The organism is Cohnella xylanilytica (assembly GCF_014212175.1).
Taxonomy (GTDB): domain Bacteria; phylum Bacillota; class Bacilli; order Paenibacillales; family Paenibacillaceae; genus Cohnella; species Cohnella xylanilytica.
The window spans coordinates 13,371-34,814 of sequence record NZ_JACJVR010000068.1 but is presented as its reverse complement, the minus strand read 5'-3'; the positions used below and the strand labels follow the sequence as shown (position 1 = coordinate 34,814).

Annotated in this window: 22 protein-coding genes and 1 pseudogene; 3 read left to right on the top strand and 20 right to left on the bottom strand. The window is 61.3% G+C overall.

Annotated elements, in window-relative coordinates:
* Positions 1 to 8: 8 nt before the first annotated feature.
* The 3 genes and pseudogenes from H7B90_RS17430 to H7B90_RS17420 all read right to left on the bottom strand — a co-directional run.
* Positions 9 to 332 (bottom strand): annotated as a pseudogene (locus tag H7B90_RS17430) (ATP-binding cassette domain-containing protein); the annotation flags it as partial.
* Positions 333 to 417: 85 nt separating this feature from the next.
* A complete protein-coding gene (locus H7B90_RS17425; protein WP_221482079.1) occupies positions 418 to 1,260 on the bottom strand; it encodes an ABC transporter permease in 843 nt (280 codons plus the stop codon).
* Between the two features lie 2 nt (positions 1,261 to 1,262).
* Positions 1,263 to 2,228: an ATP-binding cassette domain-containing protein gene (locus tag H7B90_RS17420; RefSeq protein WP_185137168.1), complete on the bottom strand. Its 966-nt coding sequence runs from the start codon at positions 2,226 to 2,228 to the stop codon at positions 1,263 to 1,265.
* Between the two features lie 179 nt (positions 2,229 to 2,407).
* Between H7B90_RS17420 and H7B90_RS17415 the strand changes: the two genes are divergently transcribed.
* Positions 2,408 to 3,157: a MerR family transcriptional regulator gene (locus H7B90_RS17415; RefSeq protein ID WP_260411089.1), complete on the top strand. Its 750-nt coding sequence runs from the start codon at positions 2,408 to 2,410 to the stop codon at positions 3,155 to 3,157.
* Between the two features lie 15 nt (positions 3,158 to 3,172).
* Here the strand turns inward: H7B90_RS17415 and H7B90_RS17410 are convergent, their stop codons facing one another.
* From H7B90_RS17410 to H7B90_RS17345, 14 genes are all read right to left on the bottom strand, one after another.
* Complete coding sequence (locus H7B90_RS17410; RefSeq protein WP_185137166.1) at positions 3,173 to 4,432, bottom strand: extracellular solute-binding protein; 1,260 nt, start codon at positions 4,430 to 4,432, stop codon at positions 3,173 to 3,175.
* Between the two features lie 24 nt (positions 4,433 to 4,456).
* Positions 4,457 to 5,428, bottom strand: coding sequence for a substrate-binding domain-containing protein (locus tag H7B90_RS17405; RefSeq protein ID WP_185137165.1), 972 nt, complete (start codon positions 5,426 to 5,428; stop codon positions 4,457 to 4,459).
* A gap of 7 nt (positions 5,429 to 5,435) precedes the next feature.
* Positions 5,436 to 7,271, bottom strand: coding sequence for a cache domain-containing sensor histidine kinase (locus H7B90_RS17400; RefSeq protein ID WP_246578632.1), 1,836 nt, complete (start codon positions 7,269 to 7,271; stop codon positions 5,436 to 5,438).
* A gap of 3 nt (positions 7,272 to 7,274) precedes the next feature.
* Entirely contained in the window at positions 7,275 to 8,912 is a 1,638-nt protein-coding gene (locus H7B90_RS17395) for a response regulator (RefSeq protein WP_185137164.1), read from the bottom strand.
* Positions 8,913 to 9,621: 709 nt separating this feature from the next.
* Complete coding sequence (locus tag H7B90_RS17390; RefSeq protein ID WP_311772747.1) at positions 9,622 to 10,119, bottom strand: hypothetical protein; 498 nt, start codon at positions 10,117 to 10,119, stop codon at positions 9,622 to 9,624.
* A gap of 3 nt (positions 10,120 to 10,122) precedes the next feature.
* Positions 10,123 to 10,602, bottom strand: coding sequence for a hypothetical protein (locus tag H7B90_RS17385; RefSeq protein WP_185137163.1), 480 nt, complete (start codon positions 10,600 to 10,602; stop codon positions 10,123 to 10,125).
* Positions 10,603 to 10,759: 157 nt separating this feature from the next.
* Positions 10,760 to 11,353 (bottom strand): GTP cyclohydrolase I FolE, encoded by a 594-nt coding sequence (gene folE / locus H7B90_RS17380; RefSeq protein WP_185137162.1) that lies wholly within the window; start codon positions 11,351 to 11,353, stop codon positions 10,760 to 10,762.
* Between the two features lie 79 nt (positions 11,354 to 11,432).
* Entirely contained in the window at positions 11,433 to 11,657 is a 225-nt protein-coding gene (locus H7B90_RS17375) for a YneF family protein (protein ID WP_185137161.1), read from the bottom strand.
* A gap of 120 nt (positions 11,658 to 11,777) precedes the next feature.
* Positions 11,778 to 12,809 carry an HD-GYP domain-containing protein gene (locus H7B90_RS17370; RefSeq protein WP_185137160.1) on the bottom strand — a complete coding sequence of 344 codons (1,032 nt, stop codon included), beginning with the start codon at positions 12,807 to 12,809 and terminating at the stop codon, positions 11,778 to 11,780.
* Positions 12,810 to 12,944: 135 nt separating this feature from the next.
* Positions 12,945 to 13,511, bottom strand: a complete 567-nt coding sequence (locus tag H7B90_RS17365) for a methylated-DNA--[protein]-cysteine S-methyltransferase (RefSeq protein ID WP_185137159.1) — start codon at positions 13,509 to 13,511, stop codon at positions 12,945 to 12,947.
* The gene (gene queG, locus H7B90_RS17360; RefSeq protein ID WP_185137158.1) at positions 13,495 to 14,730 is read right to left on the bottom strand and encodes a tRNA epoxyqueuosine(34) reductase QueG; all 1,236 of its coding nucleotides are present in this window, start codon (positions 14,728 to 14,730) and stop codon (positions 13,495 to 13,497) included. Before queG ends, H7B90_RS17365 begins: the two co-directional genes overlap by 17 nt.
* 51 nt (positions 14,731 to 14,781) lie before the next feature.
* Positions 14,782 to 15,375 carry a signal peptidase I gene (gene lepB, locus H7B90_RS17355; RefSeq protein WP_185137157.1) on the bottom strand — a complete coding sequence of 198 codons (594 nt, stop codon included), beginning with the start codon at positions 15,373 to 15,375 and terminating at the stop codon, positions 14,782 to 14,784.
* A complete protein-coding gene (locus H7B90_RS17350; RefSeq protein WP_185137156.1) occupies positions 15,372 to 15,962 on the bottom strand; it encodes a DUF402 domain-containing protein in 591 nt (196 codons plus the stop codon). Before H7B90_RS17350 ends, lepB begins: the two co-directional genes overlap by 4 nt.
* 161 nt (positions 15,963 to 16,123) lie before the next feature.
* Positions 16,124 to 16,546 (bottom strand): GNAT family N-acetyltransferase, encoded by a 423-nt coding sequence (locus H7B90_RS17345; protein WP_185137155.1) that lies wholly within the window; start codon positions 16,544 to 16,546, stop codon positions 16,124 to 16,126.
* A gap of 440 nt (positions 16,547 to 16,986) precedes the next feature.
* Here H7B90_RS17345 and H7B90_RS17340 point away from each other — a divergent pair, with 440 nt between their 5' ends.
* The gene (locus H7B90_RS17340; RefSeq protein ID WP_212960633.1) at positions 16,987 to 17,598 is read left to right on the top strand and encodes a superoxide dismutase; all 612 of its coding nucleotides are present in this window, start codon (positions 16,987 to 16,989) and stop codon (positions 17,596 to 17,598) included.
* Positions 17,599 to 18,045: 447 nt separating this feature from the next.
* Here the strand turns inward: H7B90_RS17340 and H7B90_RS17335 are convergent, their stop codons facing one another.
* From H7B90_RS17335 to H7B90_RS17325, 3 genes are all read right to left on the bottom strand, one after another.
* Positions 18,046 to 18,306 (bottom strand): DUF2164 domain-containing protein, encoded by a 261-nt coding sequence (locus tag H7B90_RS17335; protein ID WP_221482078.1) that lies wholly within the window; start codon positions 18,304 to 18,306, stop codon positions 18,046 to 18,048.
* A gap of 76 nt (positions 18,307 to 18,382) precedes the next feature.
* Positions 18,383 to 19,588 carry an A/G-specific adenine glycosylase gene (gene mutY, locus H7B90_RS17330; RefSeq protein WP_185137154.1) on the bottom strand — a complete coding sequence of 402 codons (1,206 nt, stop codon included), beginning with the start codon at positions 19,586 to 19,588 and terminating at the stop codon, positions 18,383 to 18,385.
* A 61-nt stretch (positions 19,589 to 19,649) separates the two neighbouring features.
* The gene (locus H7B90_RS17325) at positions 19,650 to 20,609 is read right to left on the bottom strand and encodes an AraC family transcriptional regulator (protein ID WP_185137153.1); all 960 of its coding nucleotides are present in this window, start codon (positions 20,607 to 20,609) and stop codon (positions 19,650 to 19,652) included.
* A gap of 91 nt (positions 20,610 to 20,700) precedes the next feature.
* Between H7B90_RS17325 and H7B90_RS17320 the strand changes: the two genes are divergently transcribed.
* On the top strand, positions 20,701 to 21,099 hold the full coding sequence (locus H7B90_RS17320; RefSeq protein WP_246578634.1) for a c-type cytochrome: 399 nt from the start codon (positions 20,701 to 20,703) through the stop codon (positions 21,097 to 21,099).
* Positions 21,100 to 21,444 lie beyond the last annotated feature (345 nt).

Sequence of the window (21,444 nt, the reverse complement as noted above, 5' to 3'; positions counted from 1 at the left end):
TTCTCTTAGATGACGCGCAAATAAGAGTGGATATCCGTCACGGTGCCGACCGTGGATCGCGGATTCCGGTTCGTCACGTGCTGCCCTACGCTGATCGACGGGGAGAGGCCGAAGATCGCGTCGACCTTCGGCTTGGGCAGCGCCTCCGACGTCATCCCCATCGACTCCATGTACTGCCGCTGGCATTCCCGCTGCAGCGTGTCCATCGCCAGGGTCGACTTGCCGGAGCCGGAAGGCCCGGTCAGCACGACCAGCTTGTTCTTGGGAATGCTCAGCGTCACGTTCCGCAGATTGTTCTCCCGGGCGCCCCGGATCTCGATTCTCTCGTTCAAGGAGTACCTCCGTTTTATAAGGCGTTTTGTTGAGCGATATGGTTTGTTGAGCGGCATGTTGAAGCGGCGAGTGATGCGAGAAGGGTCACCGGGCGGTCTTCCGCCGATACAACCAGAAAGTCAGGGGAGCGAACGCGGCGAAGAAGACGGCCATTCCCGCCAGAGCGGTCAGAAGATCCGCAGCGGCGGCGTCTCCGTGCATCAACCCGCGGGCGGCGGTGGAGACGAGGCTGATCGGGTTGTAGGCGACGATTCGGCCGAGCCAATCCGGCATCGTGGACGTATCGGCGAATACGTTGCTCGTAAACATAAGAGGATACAGCACGACGTAGGTGAGGGTGGTGATGGATTCGGTTTTCTTGGCGACGACCCCGATGCAGGCGAAGATCCAGCTGACGCTGAACGCGTACAGAATGACGAGCAGCATGGCCGAGACGGCACCGGCGAACCCGCCCTCCGGCCGGAAGCCCAGCGCCAATCCGAAGGCGATCGTCGTCGTCAGCGCGGCGGCGTAGGACAGCAGGTTGATCAGCATCGTGCCGATGATGGCCGCGGGCTGCCAGAACGGAAGCGTCCGGAATCGGTTGAACACGCCCCGGTCGATGTCGGTTTTGATCGCGATGCCGATGTAGACCGTCATCGTCGTCACCGTGTAGACCAGCATTCCGGGAAGCAGGAACTGCAGATAGTTCCCGGTCGAACCGGAGATCGCTCCGCCGAACATAAACGTGAAGATCAGCAAGAAGATGATCGGGAAAATCACGACGTCGATCGCCATGTACGGCAGCTGGGAGAGCGTGCCCCGCATCGCCCGCCACGTGAACGTCCCCACGGCGCTCAGGGCGTTCGGCCCCCGCGGACGTTCGTTCGCGGACAGCGCCCGCATCAGGTTCGCCCGATTCGCTTGATTCGCTTGGTTCGCGCTCATGCTCATATCCCCTCGGCCCCCTTCGCTTCTTCGGCATGATGGCCGGTCAAGGCCAGGAACACCTCGTCGAGGCTCGGCTGCCCCAGCGAGAACTGCGTCGTCGCGATTCCCGCGCGGGCCAGCTCGGTCAGGGCGTTCGCCGCCAGCAGGGGATCCGCTGCCGGAACCGACAAGGCGGCCGGATCCGAATGCAGCCGCGCCTCGGCGTTCAGCGCCTGGCGGAGCACCCGCCCGGCCGTCTCGCGCTGCTCCGGGCTCGCCAGCCGGATGGAGACGGTGCCCGACCCGACCGACGCCTTCAATTCGCCGGACGTTCCTTCCGCGATGACGGTTCCCCCGTCGATAACAGCGAGGCGATCGGCCAGCTGGTCCGCCTCCTCCAGATATTGCGTCGTCAGCAGCACCGTCGTCCCCCGCGCCGCCAAGGCGCGAACGATGTCCCACACCTCGCTTCGGCTTCGCGGGTCGAGCCCCGTCGTCGGCTCGTCCAGGAACAGCAGATCCGGAGTGACCAGCATGGCCGCCGCGATGTCCAGCCTCCTTCGCATCCCTCCGGAATACTTGCCGGCCGGCCGCTTCCCCGCCTCCGTCAGGCCGAACGCTTCGAGCAGCTCGTCGGCCCTCTTCCGCGCCTCCCGAACGGAATAGCCCGTCAGCCGCCCGAACAGCGTAAGGTTGTCGCGTCCGCTCATGCCCTCGTCCACCGCGGCGAACTGCCCGGTCAGACCGATCCGGCTCCGGACCGCCCCCGCGTCGCGAACCGCGTCCAGTCCGAAGATCCGAACCGAGCCCGCGTCCGGGCGAAGCAGCGTGGACAGGATGCTGACGAGCGTCGTCTTGCCCGCTCCGTTCGGGCCGAGAATCGCGTAGACCCTCCCCCGCTCCACCTTCAAGTCGATTCCTCTCAGCACCTCCGCGCTGCCGAACGATTTTCTCAAACCTTGAACTTCTATCGCCAACCCGGTCATTCGTTGCCCCTCCTTCAGCTCTGTGGTACCTTAATCTTATAATATTGAAGCAAGTGATAAGGTTTGGAATCCTGGATGCCGGAGAATCCGGATATGGCAGGGCCGAAGCTTCCACGTCGAGTTTAATCTTTAGCATGAAGCTGCCGCCGATCTGGAGTTGCGAAGAGGAGGGTGGACGGTTGACCGTCAGGCCGATCGATATCGCCAGGAAGCTGAATATCAGCACGAGCGCCTTGAGGCATTACGAGGATTGGGGCATCGTCCCGCCCGTGGAGCGAGGAACCAACGGGTACCGGGTGTACACCGAGGTGCACGTCGCCTACTTCGAGTGCATTCGCGCCATGAACGCCGGCTTCGGCATGGGAACGACGGCCGAGACGATGCGCAGGCTGCTCCGGAAGGAAGTCGACGAGGCGTTATGGATCGTGAACGAGGCTCAGGCAGCCTTGCAGAAGGAGAAGGAACTCGCCGAGAGAACGATAGAGGTGCTCGACTCCAAGGAGCTCGAGAACTTGGACGTGAGGGGCAGGCGGAGATGGATGACGATCGGGGAAGTCGCGAAGGAGACTTCGATTCCCGCTTCCGCGATCCGCCATTGGGAGAAGAGAGGGCTGATCTCCGTCGTTCGCGACGGGGAGAACGGCTACCGCAAGTTCAGTCCGTCGCAGATCCGGCAGATTCTCATCATCGGCACTCTGCGCACGGCGGTGTGGTCGCTGGATACGATCAAGCAGGTGATCCGCGAGCTCGATCACAACAACCTCGAGCAGGCGCGCCGCGTGGCCAGGGATTCGCTGCAATACTTGCACAACCTCAACCGCTTGCGCATGCGCGGCATCCGGTATCTGGACCGCCTGATCGAGCTGATCGACGATAAGAGCCATAGCGGAACCGATGGCCGTTATTTCGATGGGAAGGCGCAATTCTGAGCGCTAAACACGCTCCTAATTCCCGCTCCGTTCGACCGCGAACCGCTGCAGCTGCTCCAGCGCCGCCTGCGGGGACAGGTTGTCGTACAGGACGGCGTCGCCCATCTTGCGGCTCGTGTCCATGATCGCTTGCCAGGCCGGCTCCTGGATCGGATAGAACTTCGCGCGCCCGAGCGCCGCGATGTTGCTTCGCATGCCCTCGTCCTGCCGCGACAGCTTGTCGCCGACCGAAGCGGTGACCGGGATGAAGCCTTCGCGGGTCGTCATCTCCTCGTAGTTCCGGTCGTCGTACAGGAAGTCGAGGAACTTCGACAGAGCTGCCTTGTCCGTATGGTCGGTCTTGAACGAGACGAGCACGTCCTGGACCCCGAACGTAATGGGCGGAATCCCTTCCTTCACCGGGATCGGCCCGACTCCCCACCGCACGCCCGGGAACTCCCTCGGCACCACCTGCGAGAAGTAGTTGCCCGAGATCATCATGCCCAGCTTGCCGTCGCCAAGGATTCTCTGCTTCTCGTCGCGCGTCGTCACGGTCGGCTCCGGATCGGTCAGCCCTTGGTCGAACAGCCTTTTCAGATAAGTCAGCCCTTCCACGTTGCTCGGCGAGTCGATCGTCCACCGGCCGTTCTCGATCCAGCCCCCGCCCGCGCCGAAGAAGAAGTAGGACAGGTAAGCCTGGATCTCGTCGTCCGTCAGGTCGAGCCCGAAGCCGAACGCCCGGCCGGTCTCCTTGATCTTGCGGGCGTCCTTCTCGAGCGCATCCCAAGTCGCGGGAGGGGAAGCGATTCCCGCTTTCTCGAACAAGTCCTTGTTGTAATACAGGTTGCGGATGGTCGACACGTAAGGCAGCGCGTACTGAACGCCCCCGATCTGATCCATGTCCAGGAAGTGAGGGTAGAACTTCGCCTTCAGCTCCGGGGAAGCGATCTCGTTCCAATCGTTCAGAATGCCCGCCTTGGCGAAGTGGGCGTACACGTTCGTGATGAGCAGGTCGGGCGGCTGGTTTTTGCTGATCATCGAGGTGTAGATCCCGTCGAGCACGTTCCAGTTGGCGACCTGAAGCTCGACGATGATGTCCGGGTTCTTCAGCTCGAATTCCCGCACGAGATTGTCGAGGAACGGCTTCGTCTCGGTGCTGTATTCCGCGGCCACGAACCGGATGACGGACTGCTTCTCCTCCTGGGAGATGACGACCTCCTTCTCGTTGCCCGAGCAGCCGGCCGCCGCCCCCGCCAGCAGAACCCCCGCCGCCAGCATCGCGATCCCCTTCTTCAAGCCCGTCGCCCTCCCCTTCTCCTTCTACTTGAACGGAAACAGCAGCTTCTGATTCTCGGGAGAATACATGCTGTCCTTCGTCACCACGATCGTATCGATGTAGGTCTCGCGGTCGAGCTCCCGCCGGTCGAGCCGCCTGAGCGCGTTGATCACGCCGAGATACCCCATATTGAACGGCCTCTGAACGATCATCGCGTCGAGGCTTCCGTCTTCCAGCAGCTTGATGAGGAAAATCGAGCTGTCGAAAGCGATCAGACGGACCGCCCCCGTCCGATTCGATTCCTTGAGCGCCTTGGCGGCGCCGAGGGCGGCCGGCTCGTTCAAGGCCATGATCGCGCCGACGGGCGGCTTCCGGGCGAGGAGCTCCTTCGCCTTCTCATACGCCCGCTCCTCCGAATCCCCGATATACGTCGTTCCGGCGTACCCGTCCGGCGCGAGCGCCTCCTTGATTCCCTTCTCCCTCTCCGCCGACACGCCCGAGCCCTCGTAATCGCTCAGAACGGCCACCTTCGACGGCCCGGCGGCGTGCGTCTCGGCGAACTCGCCCGCCTGGCGGCCGGCCTCCCGGTGGTTGCCCGACACCGTGATCGGCTGCCGGGCCATCCGCAGCGGCGTATCCATGACGACCAGCTCGATGCCCGCCGCCTGAATCCGGCCGAGCAGCCGGACGACGCGGTCGTCGTTGATCGGCGCGACGACGATCGCGTCGGGCCCGCTCGCCATCGCTTCCTCGAGCAGCGCGAGCTGCGCCTCCGTATCGGTCTCCTGCAAGGGACCGAGCACCTCCAGCTTCGCGCCCGCTTCCTTGGCCGCGGCCGCCGCGCCGCCCTTGACCCCCTGCCAGAAGTCGGAGCGGACGTTGGTCGTCTTCAGCAGGACGACGACGGTTCTCCCGCTCCCTTGGCCGACGCGGTACAAGTTGAAGTAGAAGACGGCGAACATAGCCGCCGCGATCAGCGCGAGGGCCAATCCTATCGTGAATCGCTGAACGCGCAAACCCGTCTCACCCCTCGATCGGCACGATCGGAGCCGTTGTCGTCTTGCATACTTCGGCTTCGAGCGGCAGCTTCGGAATGGCGATCGTCACGAGAGTGCCGACCGCCAGCTCGCTCTGGATCTTGATGCCGTACGAAGGCCCGAAGTACAGCCGAATCCGCTCGTCCACGTTGGCGATGCCGATTCCCTTGCTTCTGAACTCGCCGTCTCCGGCTTCCCCGATCCTCTCGAGCTGCTCCTCCGTCATCCCGAGCCCGTCGTCCTCGATCTCGAACACGATCCGGTCGTCCTTCTCCATCCCGCGGATCGCGATCGTGCCGATATCCGGCTTGTTGCGGATCCCGTGGTAGATGGCGTTCTCCACGAACGGCTGGAGCAGGATCTTGAGCGTCTTGTAGTTCAGCACGGAATCCTCGAACTCGAGCCGGTAGTCGAGCTTGTCGCGGTATCTCATCTGCTGGATGAGCAGATAGTTCCGGATGTGCTCGAGCTCCACCCGGACGGGAATAAGCTCCTGGTCCTTCGTGATGCTGGCCCGGAACAGCTTCGCCAAGGCGGACGTCATCCGCACGACCTCCTCGTGCCGCTTCTGCTCCGCCATCCAGACGATCGAGTCGAGCGTGTTGTACAGGAAGTGCGGGTTGATCTGCGCCTGAAGCGCCTGCAGCTCGCTCTTGCGCTTGTTCTCCTGCGTATCGATGATCTCGCTCATCAGGTTCTTGATCTGGCCGACCATCATGTTGAACGTTCGAGCGAGCTGGCCGATCTCGTTCATCTGCATGACCTCGGCCTGGACGTCGAAGTTGCCCTTCTCGACCATCCGCATCTTCTTCTGCAGATTGCGGATCGGACGGGACAGGCGATGCGAGAGAACGACGGAGACGAGCAGCGACACCGCGACGGCTCCGACCGTGATCAGAATCGTGTTGCCCAGCGTGCTCTTGTAGCCGATCAGATCGTCCTCGTAGGCGACTCCGACGATTTTCCACCCGAAGCTCGTCTCCTTCACCGAATAGAACCGCTTGCCCTCCGCGTCGTCCGCCGCGAACGAAGTCCCGCTCGCCGCCCGCTTCACCTCTTCGATCTTCTCGGACCTCAGGTTGCTGTACAGAAGCTGCTGCTGCGGATGATAGACGAGATTGCCGTCCTCGTCGACGATGAAGACGTAGCCCTTCCGGCCGAGATCGATCCCGCTGCACAGGTCGTTAATGACGTTTAAATTCAAGTCCACGAGGAAAATGCCGTCCGCCGTCAGCCCGTCCACGTTCTTGAGCTCGCGGCTTAAGGAGACCACCCAGCGATACTCGTTCTGGATGACGTTCTGCACGTGGGGGGCGGAGATGACGGACTTGCCTCCCGCCCGCTTCGCGTTCCTGTACCAGGCCTGATCCTCCAGCCGGGCGTTCGGGTTCAGCGTCGTGATGCGCCGGTCCGACACGAACCGGCCGTTGTAGCCGAACACCATAATCGAAGCGATGTCCTTGCGCGTGTACAGGATCGACTGGAACAGGTCCGAGATCCTCTTCTCGTAGGGCCGGCGCTCCCCGGAGCCGATGAAGCTGTTGCTCGAGATGTAATATTTAACGTCCTTATTCGTCATCGCGAGCAGGGAGATGTTCTCCATGTTGTCCACGTAGGATTGAATGTTGGTGTTCACCTGGTTAATGACTTCGGCGATATAGGCCTTCGAATTGTTCTCGACGGCCGCGACCGACAGGCGGTAGCCGATGAGGCTCGTGGCCGCGATCGCGATCAGGATGAGGCAGGAGAAGGCGAACGCGATGCTGGATTGGATGCTCTTAAGCGGGAACAGCGGGCGGAACGGTCTGCTCTCCATGAACATGGGCTACACGCTCTCCTTGGCTTGCCGCTCCCGGAAGTCCCGGGGCGTCATGCCGGTATGCTTCTTGAACAGGATGCTGAAGTAGTTCGGATCGGCGTACCCGACCCGGGACGCGATCTCGTAAAATTTGAGAGAGGTAGCCAGAAGCAGCGCCTTCGCCTTCTCGATCCGGACGCGGGTCAAGTATTCGACGAACGTCTCCCCGGTGCACTGCTTGAACGCGAGGCTGAAGTAGCTCGTGCTCATCAGGACGTGGCGGCACAGATCCCTCAGCGACAGCTTCTCGTCGGCGTAATGCTCCTCGATGTAGTCCGTCGCCCGCGCGATCTGCAGCCGGGTGAAGCGGCTGCGGTTGTCGGCGATGCCGGCCATGAGGGAAGCGACGATGTCCTTCAGCCAGTCTTCGATCTCGCCGAGCGTCTTGAACCGGTAGACTTCCGTGAGGCATAGAGGCTGGATCGGCGCGGCTTCGCCCGCCGGCGATTCCAGCCCCAGCCCCAGCTCCTGCGCGACGTCCAGGAGCGCGAGCAGAATCCGCTGGATGTGGAGGAAGCAGACCGGCAGCGGAGCGGAGCGAAGCTCGCCCGCGATGCGCCCGATCAGCTCCCGCGCTTCGTCGGCGGCCCCGGTCCGGACGGCGGCGGCCAGCCGGCGGTCCCAGTCCCGGTTCGGCACGGGAGAGGCAGGCGCCGAGGAGCCTTCCATGTCCGTGATGCCGAGCACCTTGTTTTTCCCTTGCTGGAAGCGATAGTCGAGGGCGGACAACGCGCTCCTCGCCGACGCCGGCAGCTGCTCGGCGGAAGAGACGGCATGTCCGATGCCGATCGTGACCGTGAACCTGAGGTACTTCTCGACGAGATGGCGGACTTCCTCCGCCATGCCGAAGGCGGCATCGTACAGCTCGCTCTCGTCCGCCGCCCCGCCGACGATCGCCATCAGCTTCTCTTCTCGCGTTCGGAACAGCAGCGTGCCCGGGCGCTGGGAAGCCGTCTCTTCGAAAATATTAAACACGGCGAACCGCAGAAATTCCGCGTCGTGGCCGTCGTCGATCAGCGTCTCCTTCTCCCCGAAGTCGTCGATGTCGGCGACCATGACGAGGCAAGGCGGCTCGAGCGGAGGCAGCCCGAAGTAGGCGAACCGCTCCTCGATCTCCGGCTTGCCGAGGCCGAGCAGGACGAGCCTCTCGAGGAACCGCTCCTTGAGGAGCGGCAAGCTCTGATGCAGCTGGCTGCGCAGGCGCCCCAGGTCCTCGAGGCGCTTCGCCTCCTCGTCCATCTCGGCCCTCGCCTTGTCCAGCAGCTCCCGGATCTCGCGGGCAGTGATCGGCTTCAGCACGAAGTCCCGCACCTTCAGCCGGATCGCCTGCTGCGCGTATTCGAATTGGTCGTAGCCGGTCAGGATCACGACCTTCATGTACGGGTAGTTCGTCGACACGAGCCGGGCCAGCTCGAGGCCGTCCATGAACGGCATGCTGATGTCGGAGATGATAAAGTCGGGCTTCAGCCGCTCGATCGCCTCCCACGCCTCGCGCCCGTTCTCGTAATCGCCGGCCAGCTCGAAGCCGTGATCGTTCCACGCGATCGTGTTCCGCAGACCGTCCCGGACGATCGACTCGTCGTCCACGATGATAGCCTTGTACATCGGCAAGCGCCCCCAGCCGACCGCCGACGGGCTGCGCCGCGGCCGGTCTCGATGTGATGGATGATTTCATCATAATCGAAGCGGCGGGAACTCTAGGGGATAAAAACGCGTTATGCAGGGGGATTATTCGCTTTGGGGGGAAGCTGCCGGGCCTATCCGCGCGGTTCGTACCCGTCAGCTGCAATCGGAGATTCGATTGCCGATAGGCTCTAAGGAATCCAGGAGACGCTATTTGGCTTCAGAAGCCGCTTTTTTAAATCTAACGAATCGTAGCGACGCTATTTAGCGTATTTCGGGGGCGAACAAGACCTTCGAGTCAAAATAAGGTCTCTGGGATTCGTTAGAATCGGGAATCGAGCATGTTCGGCGAATTAGCGTCAATTGGATCCGTTAGCCGCCGCTCTCTCGCCTTGGTCCCGTCGAAGACAGGCCGACCCCTTCGAATGACTCGAAGGGCTTAGATGCTCCGCGAGATCAGGTTGCTTCTGATGAACTATGAAGGCGTATAGATGGTTGATAGAGGCGGAAGGATGTTGAAGTGGATAAGCGTCAAAGTGATGGGGCGCGGCGATGGGGACGGGGGAGATGAGCGTTGAGGATCGGGTCGGTCAGCGGTCGGACGAAGGTGACGTCGTCGTCGTCGTCGTCATGCCCCGCTATCAGGCATGGAACGGTGGGCGCGTTCAACTGGCAGTCGTCCCGCGCCGCCTCAAACCCCGCGCTTCCTCATGCCCTTCGCTTTGTACAGGAAGACAAGATACAGGCTGCTCATCAGGAGATAGATCGGGAACGAGTAATACAGGCCGTAGCCGTTTTTGTAATGGAACACCCCCGCCCGATCGGCCACCCATTCCACGCCAATCGACAAGATCGCCCACCCCAGCACGTAGAGGGGAGCGTACGAGAGCTTGACGTTCCAACGATCGTGCAAATAAGCGAACAGGTAGGAGAACGGACCGTACATAAGGTACGTCAGAAAATCCAGAAGCTCGTAGTTGGAGGTCTCGTTCACGTCGTAGTAGTCCACCGGCTTGACGCTGATCGAGTGGTCCAGGAACAATCCGGCGAAGATCCCGTACAAGGTGAAGACGGCCGACCATCGCGGAGGGAAGCGCTTAGGCAGCAGCGTTAGCATGGCGGCACCGAGGATCAGCATTCCGATTACGAACCACTCGTTCGCATTCCAACGATTGTCGTAAGGGATCACGGCTTACGCGGCCTCCTCCTTGCGAATCAAATAAGCGAACGCCTTCTCCAGCGCCCAAGCGGCGGCCATGAAGCAAGCGAACATCAGCATGCTCATAACGAAGGTCCAATGATGGAAGGCGATGATTCGCAGAAGCTTTAACGTCAGATGAACCGCGCACAACGCGGCATACGTCAGGAGAGTCGTCCCAATGCGAATCGCCGTCGATCGGGCGGTGAAGATCACGTTGACGAACGCGAGCAGCAAGAGCGGGTAGATAATATAATTGGCGAATTCGATACAGAAGTATAACGTCAGCTTCTCGCTATAGAGGATCCGCCTCATGTTAATGTGGAGCGTGGTGAAGACCGAAGTCATCAGAAGCACGATGCAGAAGTACACGCACAGGTTCTCCGTAACGGGCAATTTCCTGGGAAGGATGGCGAACCAAGCGATCACGACCCACGCGATCAAGCTATAGGCACTAAGGATCCATTCATGCAACGGCTATCCCTCGCCTTCCCTGTTGTCTGATCCAGTATGAGTCGGATTCCGGCAAAATATTCTGAGGGCTTCGCGAAGCAAAAAGCAAAAAACACCTCCGAAGCCACCCCGCCTTACGGCGAAGAACCAAGCTTCGAAGGTGTCGAATCGATCTCGATTATTCCTTGATAAGAGACAAAAATTCCGATCGCAGCGCCGAGCTGTTCCGGAAGTGTCCGCGCACCGCGGAGGTGACGGTCTTGCTGCCCGGCTTCTTGACGCCGCGGGAGCACATGCACAGATGCTCGCCTTCGACGACGACCATGACGCCGTTCGGCTCCAGCACCTCTTCCATAATATCCGCGATCTGCGAAGTGATCCGCTCCTGTACTTGAAGCCGGCGCGTGACCGCTTCGACGAGACGGGCCAGCTTGCTCAAGCCGGCGATCTTCCCGCTCGGAATATAGCCGATGTGGGCCTTCCCGAAGAACGGGGCCATATGGTGCTCGCACTGGCTGTAGTACACGATATCCTTCACGATGACGAGCTCCTCGTGCTTCTCGTCGAAGGTCACCCCGAGCACGTCGCGCGGATCGACCTCGTAGCCGCCGAAGATCTCCTCGTACATTCGCGTCACCCGGGCGGGCGTCTCTTGCAGCCCTTCGCGTTCCACGTCCTCCCCGATCAGCTTCAGAATCTCGCGCACGTGATGCTCGATCTTCTCGCGGTTCCGGGACACTTGGGAATTGACGTAATCCTTCAATCCGGCCATCGGTCCAACCTCCTCTCGCGGCGAAGCGTCCCTCCCCCTTCCGGGCGCCCGCCTTATCCTATTCCTTCCGTCCAAGCGGTTACTTGCGGCGGTTCTTGAAGTTCTGCTGCTGCAGCATCTGCTGGGCCTTGTTCAACTGCTGTTTGTTCATATTGTAGCCCATCTGCTTGGCCATCTTCTGAAGCATCTCCGGGTCGCTCTGCATGCGGGTCAGCTGGCTGCGCAAGTAGAAGACGCCTCCGATGAATCCAAGAATCAAGCCGACGATCAGCGTCAGCACCGGGATGAGAACATTCCATACCATGACGGTTCCTCCGACCTTCCTTCTTCATAAATAAAACCGGCTCCGACGGGCGGAGCGCAAGGCTGAATCCTATGATAGCATGGCCCCCGAACCGAGAGCAAATGGGAAGGGCCGGGGCGATCAGACGAGCACGGAATCGATGAAAACCGTCGTATGCTGCGCGAGATCGATCTCCTTCGCGCCGACCGCCTCGTCGCCGTCCTTGTCGATGACCCGGACGATCGGCCGGCCCGGAAGCCCCCGATGCTGGCCGACGACGACCCCGGTCTGCCGGTTCGACAGCTTCACGGAGATGCCGTTCGGATACACGGACACGATCCGCATGAACTCGACCAGCACGTCGCGGTCCAGCTGCGTGCCCGACATCGCGTTCAGGCGCTCGAGCGCTTCGTGCGGAAGAATGCGGCGCCCTTCGGACAGGTCGGCCAGCAGGTTGTCGTACGTATTCGCGACGGCCGCGATCTTCGCGTACAGATGAATCTCGTCTCCCGCGATTCCGCGCGGCTTGCCGGTTCCGTCGATTCTCTCGTGATGCTGGAACGCCACGTGAGCCGACAGCAGGCTGTATTCGCGCTTCATCTTCAGCAGCTCGAAGCCTCTCCAGGCATGATGGAAGCGCCCTTCCTGCCGGTCCGGCGAATCGGGGGCGTCGATCTTCCCGATGTCGTGCAGCAGCGCTCCGATCGCGAGCTCCTTCAATTGAATCATGTTGAGTCCCATGTTCATGCCGACGAGCGTGGACATCATGCAGACATTCATCGCGTGGACGTACATCGCGTTGTCCGCGGTGCGAATGTCCGTCAGCTGGACGAGGACGGCTTCGTTCTGAAGCACGTCGTCCAGCAGCTGGTCGACCGTCATGCTGATCGCCTTCGTGTTGAAGCTCTTGCCCGAGCGCAGCGCTTCGTACGATTCCGACATCTGCTGGATGACCGCTCTCTTCGTGCTCTCCGACAGCACTTCTTCCACCGAGACGTCCCGGTAGAGCGGATCGTCTATATAGACCATCGTGACGCCGAGCCTCTTCAGGGTGCTGATCATGAACACGGTAAGCTGCACTCCCGCGGAGAGTAGCACCGTTCCGTTCGCGGAGAAGATCGTCCTGCCCAAATTCTGTCCCGGTTCGACGCTTTCGAGATCGACCAGCTTCAATGACCGTCACTCCTGCCTATACCTGTTGTGGGGATATTTGTCGTATAAAAAAAGAACTTCTCCGACTCTTATATAAAGTATCGGAGAAGTTCGTTCTTTTCTCAAGAAGATTATGATATTTGACGAAATAAATCGTTAACGCCGCGAAGCGTCGGCCGCGCGTTCGAGCTCCAGCAGCTTCTCCTTGGCCGGCAGTCCTCCGGCGTAGCCGACGAGACCGCCGCCCGCGCCGACGATCCGGTGGCAAGGCACGATAATCGGCAGCACGTTGCGGTTGTTCGCTCCGCCGACGGCCCGGACCGCCTTCGGTTGGCCGATCGCTTCGGCGATGTCCTTGTACGAGGCGGTCGCTCCGTACGGAACCTGCGTCAGCGCTTCCCATACCCGCAGCTGGAACGGCGTCCCCGCCAGGGCCAGAGGCAGCCGGAATCGTGTCAGATTGCCCAGGAAATAATCGGATAATTGCCGCTTCGCTTCCCGCAGAACGGGATCTTTGTCGTCCGGGGATTGCCGAAGGCGATGGCCTCGGCGTCTGGCCGCCCAATCGGAGAGCCCTTCTCCTCGCGTCTCCCAGCCTCCGAAGTCGATCCGGCACAGCCCTTCGTCCGTCGCGCACAGCGTAAGCGGGCCGATCGGCGAATCGATCTCCGTCCATCTCATATCGGGCTCCGCCTCGCGGCCCCGCTTAACGTTCGGCTCCATGCAGCGCATCCTCTCCCTTCTTCGCGGCGCGGCGGCGCCTCTTGGGGCCGCCTTCGCGGATCGTCGCAAGCGCCTTCTCCGCCGCATGCCGCACTTCTTCGTTCTCCTCCGTCTGCAGCGAAGCGTTAAGAGCCGCTTCCGCTTCGGCGCCCCCGATTCTTCCGAGGGCCCATGCCGCCGTCGCCCTCAGCTCGAAGCGCGGATCCTCGCGCAGCACCTTCGCCACGTCGGGCACGGACTCCGCGTCGCGGAAGTTCCCGAGTCCGATCAGAGCGTTGCGCTGGATCGGCTTGCGCCCCCGCCACGAGGCCGCGCTGGCGCCGAACTTCTCTTTGAACTCGCGATTGCCCATCGAGAGAAGAGGACGGAGCAGCGGCTTCGCCACCTCCGGATCCGGAAGAAGCTCCGCGTGCTGCCGGGCGTCGATGCCCCGGTTCACCGGGCAGACGATCTGGCACGTGTCGCAGCCGTAGAGCCGGTTGCCGATCTTCTCCATCATCTCGTCGGAGACGATCCCCTTCGTCTGCGTCACGTAGGAGACGCAGATCTGCGCATTGAGCTGGCCCGGCCCGACCAGCGCTCCGGTCGGACATGCGTCGATGCAGCGCGTGCAATCGCCGCAGCCTTCCTCGATCGGCGTGTCCGGGGGGAGCGGCAGGTTCGTGATCATCTCGCCGAGAAAGACCCAGGAGCCCCATTCCGGCGTCAGAATCGCGCTGTTCTTCCCGCTCCAGCCGATGCCGGCCCGCTCCGCCACAGCGCGGTCGGACAACGCCCCGGTATCGACCATCGACAGCCCGCGCGCTTCCGGCACCCGCTCCGCGATCCAGGCGGCCAGCCGCTCCAGCCGGTCGTTCAGGACGCGATGGTAGTCTTCGCCCCACGCCGAACGGGACAGAATGCCCCTTCTCGCTCCAGGCTCCGACACCGGCGGATCGATCATCTTCGACGGGTAAGCCACCGCGATCGCGATAATCGAGCGGGGCTCGTCGAACAGAAGAGCCGGATCCGTCCGTCGGTCCAGATCCGGCTCCTCGAACCCGGATTCGTATCCGAGCTCGCGGTGTTTAATCAAGCGTTCCTTCAGCTCCGTGAAGGGATCGGCCGACGCCACCCCGATCTTGTCGATGCCGAGGCTCGGCGCCGCTTCCTTCATCTCTTCCTTCAGCTTCGCCCAGAACCCGGAATCCCGCCGCGCCTCCTTATGTTCGCCGGCCATCCTCTTCACCCCCGCTCTTTTTTGGCAATTTCCAATTATTTACACATCAATTTACAGCGAGCCCCAACGCGAGATCGGCCACAGGATCAGCTCCGCCTTCCCCTTGATCGCCTTCTCGTCGACCTCGCCGAAGATGCGGCTGTCCTTGCTCGCCCCGAGATGGCGATTGTCGCCCATGACGAAGTAATGCCCTTCGGTGACCGTTACGGCCTTGAAGTCGCCGTCTTCGATCTCGGAGTCCGTATAGGGCTCCACCTGCAGCTCCCCGTTGACGTACAGCTGTCCGTCCCGCACTTCCAGCGAGTCGCCAGGCACCCCGATCACCCTTTTGACCAACAGCCGCTTCTTGTCCCCGTCCTCGCTCGGATCCTTCAGTATAATGACGTCGCCTCGCCTAGGATGCCCGAAATCGTACGCGATCTTATTGACCAACAGCCATTCCCGCTCGAACAGCGTCGGCTGCATCGAGATGCTCTTGACCGTCGACAGCTGGAACACGAACGCCTGCAGCAGAATGACGATGACGGCCGCTATCGACAGGGCCTTAAGCCAGTCGAACAGCTCCTTGCGCCAGGCCGGCCGATCCGGCTTGACCGGGCGCGATCGCCCGGACGGCGCGGTACCGGCAGCGGATGAACTCCTCATCTGTGCTCGCCGCCTCCTTGACCGTTGGACTGGGACTTCCATTCCTCGTAATAACGGCGAACTTCCTCGTCGCCGAACGGAGAAGCCATGGCGGCGATGCGGTCCTGAAGACGCTTCAGTCCCTCTTCCGCCCGGCGCTGAACCGAGGGATTGTAGCGGTACTCTTCCTTGTGCCGGTCGTACTCGTCGCGGTCCAGCTCGTACGAAGCCCCGTCCGGCAGAAGCACGACGTCCAGGTCGTAATCGATATAGGTGAGCACGTCCAGATACCGGTAAGGCGGCGACGCGACGTTGCAGTAATACCGGATTCCCTTGTCCTCCAGCAGGGCTACGACGTTGAACCATTCTCCCGGGATGAAGAACGACACCGCGGGCACGCGGCTGACCCATTCCTTCCCGTCCGCCTCGCGGATCGTCGTATGGTCGTTCACGAACACAAGCATCGATTCTCCGGAATGACGCGGGTGCAGCAGGGTCTCTGGCACCTGCCAATTCTCCATCCAGACGCGGTGCAGCGAGCCGTTATTTTTGAAACTTTTGATGATACAGCGTTCATAAGAAGTAGAAGTACGAGGTTCGCTGTCCATAGTACGCCCCCTGCCCGTCAATCCGCCTAAGTTAATATAAGAAAAGCATATCTTATGGCCAAAAGCAACCGGATTCCGGCGCTTCCAGGCACGTAAGATATGCTTTCCTTCTTGCGGCCGCCGGGCGGCCCGCCTCGCATGTCCGTCTTCGCGTATCCTCGTTATACCGCCATGATCGACAGAGGCTTGGACAGCTTGGCGAAGTCGATCGGCTGATCTCCCAGCGCCTCGTAGAACGGCAGCAGAAGCTCGTTGTGCTTGTCCCCCGCGATGAGGATCTTGAACACGTTCCGCTGGCGGAACCGATGGCTGAGCCCGGCCATGAGAGCCCGTCCGACGCCTTGGCGGCGGTGATCCGGATGAACCGCGATGCGATATACGTATCCCTTGTTATGATCGATCGTTCCGATCATGGCGCCTATGATTCGTTCTTCCAACTCCGCGACGAGAACCAACTCGCTGTCCCAAGACAACTGCCTGGCGAACGCCGACATCGTCTCTTCGCAGCACTCCTCGGACAACGATACTTCCAAAAGCTCGGCAACGGACTTATAGTCCGAAAGTTGGAAAGCACGAATGTTCATGACCCATTCTCCTCGGATAGAGATTAGAAGACTCTAGGATATTTCTCGCAGATCGATTTGACGCAAAGATAATTTTACGACAACTTTTCGAAAATTTCTCCCCTTTTGTTAAGAAAACATAAAATTTTTTTGCCGTAAGGACGGGAATATTCGTGAAAGCGCTTCTTTTAAAGCGCTTTCTGTAGATTCCTATTAAAAAACGCCCGAATTCCGCAAGATTCGTCCGAATCCGCCCAATTCCGGGTCTGCATGATCCGGGAGCAATTGGAGATGCTATTTGTCGGCCGAGCTTCCAGGAATTCGGAGAACCCGTCATTCCGATCGGGGATTGGAACTTTATTTTTCGGACTTTACAAACATCCACGTTGCTTTAATATCGAAAATCAGGGATAATAAGAAGCAGGTTACATATTCTCAAATATCGAAGGAGGACTTCAATTATGGCACACGTATTGCCCGCACTTCCGTACGCGAACGACGCTCTGGAACCGCATATCGACGCTCAGACGATGGAGATCCACCACGATCGCCATCACAACACCTACGTTACGAACCTGAACAAAGCTCTGGAATCCGCTCCGGAACTCGCCGACAAGAGCGTAGAAGCTCTGATCGCCGACCTGAACTCCGTGCCGGAGAGCATCCGCACGGCCGTTCGCAACAACGGCGGCGGCCATGCGAACCACTCCCTGTTCTGGGAAGTCATCGGCCCGAACGCCGGCGGCGCTCCGAAGGGCGCTCTCGCTGCCGCGATCGACAGCGAGCTGGGCGGCTTCGAGAAGTTCAAGGAGACGTTCGCGGCCGCAGCTACGACCCGCTTCGGCTCCGGCTGGGCTTGGCTCGCGCTGGGCAAGGACGGCAAGCTGAAGGTATACAGCCTCCCGAACCAAGACAGCCCGATCATGGAAGGCGACACGCCGCTGCTCGGCCTGGACGTATGGGAGCACGCTTACTACCTGAAGTACCAGAACAAGCGTCCGGACTACATCAACGCGTTCTGGAACGTCGTCAACTGGGATAAAGTCGGCGCTCTGTACGACGCCGCCAAGTAATCGCGACGCCTCAACGGCAACGCCGAGAGCCGCCTTCCTCCTCGCGGGGGAAGGCGGCTTTTTTGCGCGTTAGGTGCGCGCTCTCTGCGCCTCGGCCGTTGCAATAGTTGCAATGCTTTTGCCGTTTTCCCGGATGATCGCCAATTTGGCTCAGCTGCTGAGTTACTTTGTACATTTCCCCGGTTGTTCGCCAATTTGGCTCAACTGCTGAGTTACTTTGTACATTTCCCCGGTTGTTCGCCAATTTGGCTCAACTGCTGAGGTGCTTTTGTACATTTCCCCGGTTGTTCGCCAATTTGGCTCAACTGCTGCGTTATTTTTGTGCATATTTCCGGGTGTTCGCCAATTTGACTCAGCTGCTGAGTTCCTTTTGTGCTTTTCCTCGGATGTTCGTCAATTTGGCTCAGCTGCTGAGTTACTTTCTGCGGCGTCCGGCGCGTGCCCCCCTTACCTGCGGTCCGTTCGGATCGGCTTCTCGAGCGCGTAGAGCTCGTCTTCCAACGCGGCCGTTCGCTCCGTCAGCACGCGGCGGGCGTCCTCGATCGCTTGGTTGTAGACGACCGGCCCCAGCTTGGCCAGCATGAAGTCGACGAACTGCTCCGCTCCCAGGCGGCCCAGCTCCTGCGACCATTCCAGCTCGGCGTACTCCTGGACCGAGTTCACGATATCCTCTTTGTGCTCCTTCGGCAGCTTGAATGCGTTCACCATGTAGTGCGGCTCCTCCTCTCGAATGTTGCCGGCGCGAGAAGGCGATAAGCCTATGCGCTCATCGCCTTCCCTCCTCCTATTCCGCGCCGCCGAAATGTTCCGCCAGAATCTTGCGGAACACGTTGGGCCACGCCAGCGCCTCGAAGTCGGCGCGGTCGATCCAGCGGTAGCCCTCCGGCAGGCTCCCGCCGGAGAGGCCCTCGCCGGCCGCGTCATATCCCGCGGCCGTCTCCCTTGCGGCGTCGCCGCCCGCGGCCGACGCCGCCATAGGCAGAGCGGACGCCTCCGGCCCGTCCGCCTCGAACAAGGCGCCTTCGGCGCCCCACACCCGCACGTACCAATGCAAGTGCGAGAAAACATGCTCGGCGTCGCCGAGATGCCGGGTCGGCGCCACGCCCACGCCTTCCAGCGCGAGCGTCTCCGCCAGCCAGCGCGGCCCGGCCTCCGCCGAGTCCCACGTGTCGACGCCCGGCGCCTCCACGTGCGGCAGCTCCCACAGCCGCGCGAGCAGCCCTTGCGCCGGACGCTGCCGCGCCAGCACGCGGCCGTCCGCGCGCTTCGCCAGCACCGCCAGCCGGTGCTGCGGCTTCGGCGGCTTCGCCTTGCTCTTGACGGGAAGCTCCTCTTCCCGTCCGGCGATCCTGCCCGCGCAATGCTCCATGACCGGGCAGGTCAGGCAGTGCGGCGACCGCGGCGTGCAGACGAGCGCTCCCAGCTCCATGAGCGCCTGGTTGAAGTCGCCCGCGGCGCCTTCGGGGATGAGCTCCCGCGCGAGTCCCTCCATTCCGACGCGGGTCGCGGGCTTCGCGATGTCTTCGTCGATGCAGAAGTATCGCGACAGAACCCGCATGACGTTGCCGTCGACCGCCGGCTCCGGCCGGTTGAAGGCGATGCTCAGAATCGCCCCCGACGTGTACGGGCCGACGCCCTTCAGCCCCCTGACCGCTTCGACGTCGTCGGGAATCCGCCCGCCGTACCGCTCCGTCACTTCCTTCGCCGCCGCCTGAAGATTGCGGGCCCGCGAGTAATAGCCGAGCCCCTCCCAATGCTTCAGAACGTCCTCTTCCGGCGCCTCCGCCAAGTCCTTGACCGTCGGGAACCGCTCGACGAACCGGTTGAAGTACGGAATGACCGTGTCGACGCGCGTCTGCTGCAGCATGATCTCCGACACCCAGATGAAGTAAGGGTCCCGGCTGCGGCGCCAAGGCAGGTCGCGGTTGCCCCTGCGGTACCACGCCAGCAGCTCCCGGCTGAATGTCGTCTTCGCTTCCAATTCGTTCATTGGCCTCTCGTTCTCCTCCCGTGCCGAACCTTCCAGAGCCGGTCCCTCGAATCCGGCTTATTCAGAGCCGATCTTCCGGGCCCGATTCATCCGGAGCCCCGCTTGCTTCCGGATCCGGGCTTAGCGCAGCCGATCCGTCCCGGGCCGCGGCCGTCTCGTCTCCCGCGTTCGCCGGCAGAGATGCCGCCAGCTTGCGGTACCGGCTCGGCGTCATCCCGGTATGCGTCTTGAACATCCGCGAGAAATAGTAGATTTTCATCCCGATCCGGTTGGCCACGTCCGAGACGTTGCACTCCGGCTGGAGCAGCAGGTTCCTCGCCGTCTCCATCCTCCGCTGGTTGACGTATTGGATCGGCGAGCACCCCATCATCCCTTTAAAAAACACGATAAAATAGTTCGGATGAAGATAAACGAGCCGCGCCAGCTCTTCTACGGTGATGTTATCGGCCAAATGCTCGTCGATGTAGCGGAGCACCGCCTGGATCTTCGCCATCTCCTGCGACGGCTCGCCGGCGATCTCCGTCTCCTTCGGGTCCGGCATGCTCTCCAGGTAAAGGCAGATCAGCTCGAGAACGGACGCCTTGATCCGAAGACGAGACGTCAGCTCGTCCATCGCCGAGTGCCGGATGATCTTGTCCAGAAGCCGGCCGGCCTCGTCCCCGGACAGACGCACCGTCAAGGGCAGACGCAGCATTTTATAGAGATCCCGATCTCCGTACTTCGCCCGGAAGTGACACCACTTGAACGCCAGCTTCCGCCCTGGCGACGGTTCGATCGTATGAGGAGCTCCCGCGAGGATGATCGTGCAGACGCCGGGCTCGAGCCGCTCCTCCCGGTCCTCGACCCTCACCGTTCCTTCCCCTTCCGTCACGAGAAGGAGACGGGTGCAGTCGCAGACTTCCGGCCGAACGCCGCGTCCCCCAGGCTCCGCGTCGTCCAAGGCCGACTCGGCCGCCGCCGCCAGCTCGACCTGCATTTGTTCTAGATGATTCATCATTATGGTAAAATAGCTGGTAGTCATGTCCGCTCCTCATGGTGTCTTTCGAGTGATGCCCGCGCTCATGAACTTCACGTTCCATCCCATTATAAGCGAGCGAAGGAGAAGATAGAAATTGCAAAAGCTTCCATCGGACGCCATTATTCGACCGACCTCCCGGCCCGTTCGCCGGCTTCTGTTCGCTTGCACGGCGACGGCGCTCCTGATCTTCCTATCCGCATGCGGCGGCGGCGGCGGCGAAGAGAAGGCCTCTCCCGCGGCTTCCCCGAAGCCTCTCGAAGGACCCGAAGAGACGGTCGAGCTGTACCGCAACACCTGCATCTCCTGCCACGGAGCCGAACTGGAAGGGAAGATGGGAGACCAGAGCAACCTGCAAACCATCGGCGCTACGATGAGCAAGGAGCAGATTCGAGCTCAGATCGAGAACGGCGGCGAGCTGATGCCCGCCTTCAAAACCCGCCTCAAGCCCGAGCAGATCGACGCGCTCGCCGATTGGCTCTCCGGCCTCAAGTAGCTCCGCCCTCCGCCGACCGACATGGGCGGGAGCGTCTCCGCCTGCCCATAGAGCGGGAGGCTTCTCTCCTCCAGGGCTGCTGCCGGCCCCCAAGAGAACTCTCCGCCCCGTGCGATCCGGTATCCGTAGATGTGGCCGTCTCTTCGCAGCTTCTAAGCTCCCCTTAGTCCGAAGGCCCCCCCATAAAATTCTCGCCGCCGTCGCATTTCCCCGCACTTGCCGCACTCTAACCAAAGATTCTTCCGCTACAGCACCGAATTCCCGCACTTGCCGCACTCTAACTGATGATTCTTCCGTTACAGCACCCAATCCCAACACTTACCGCACTCTAACCGAAGATTCTTC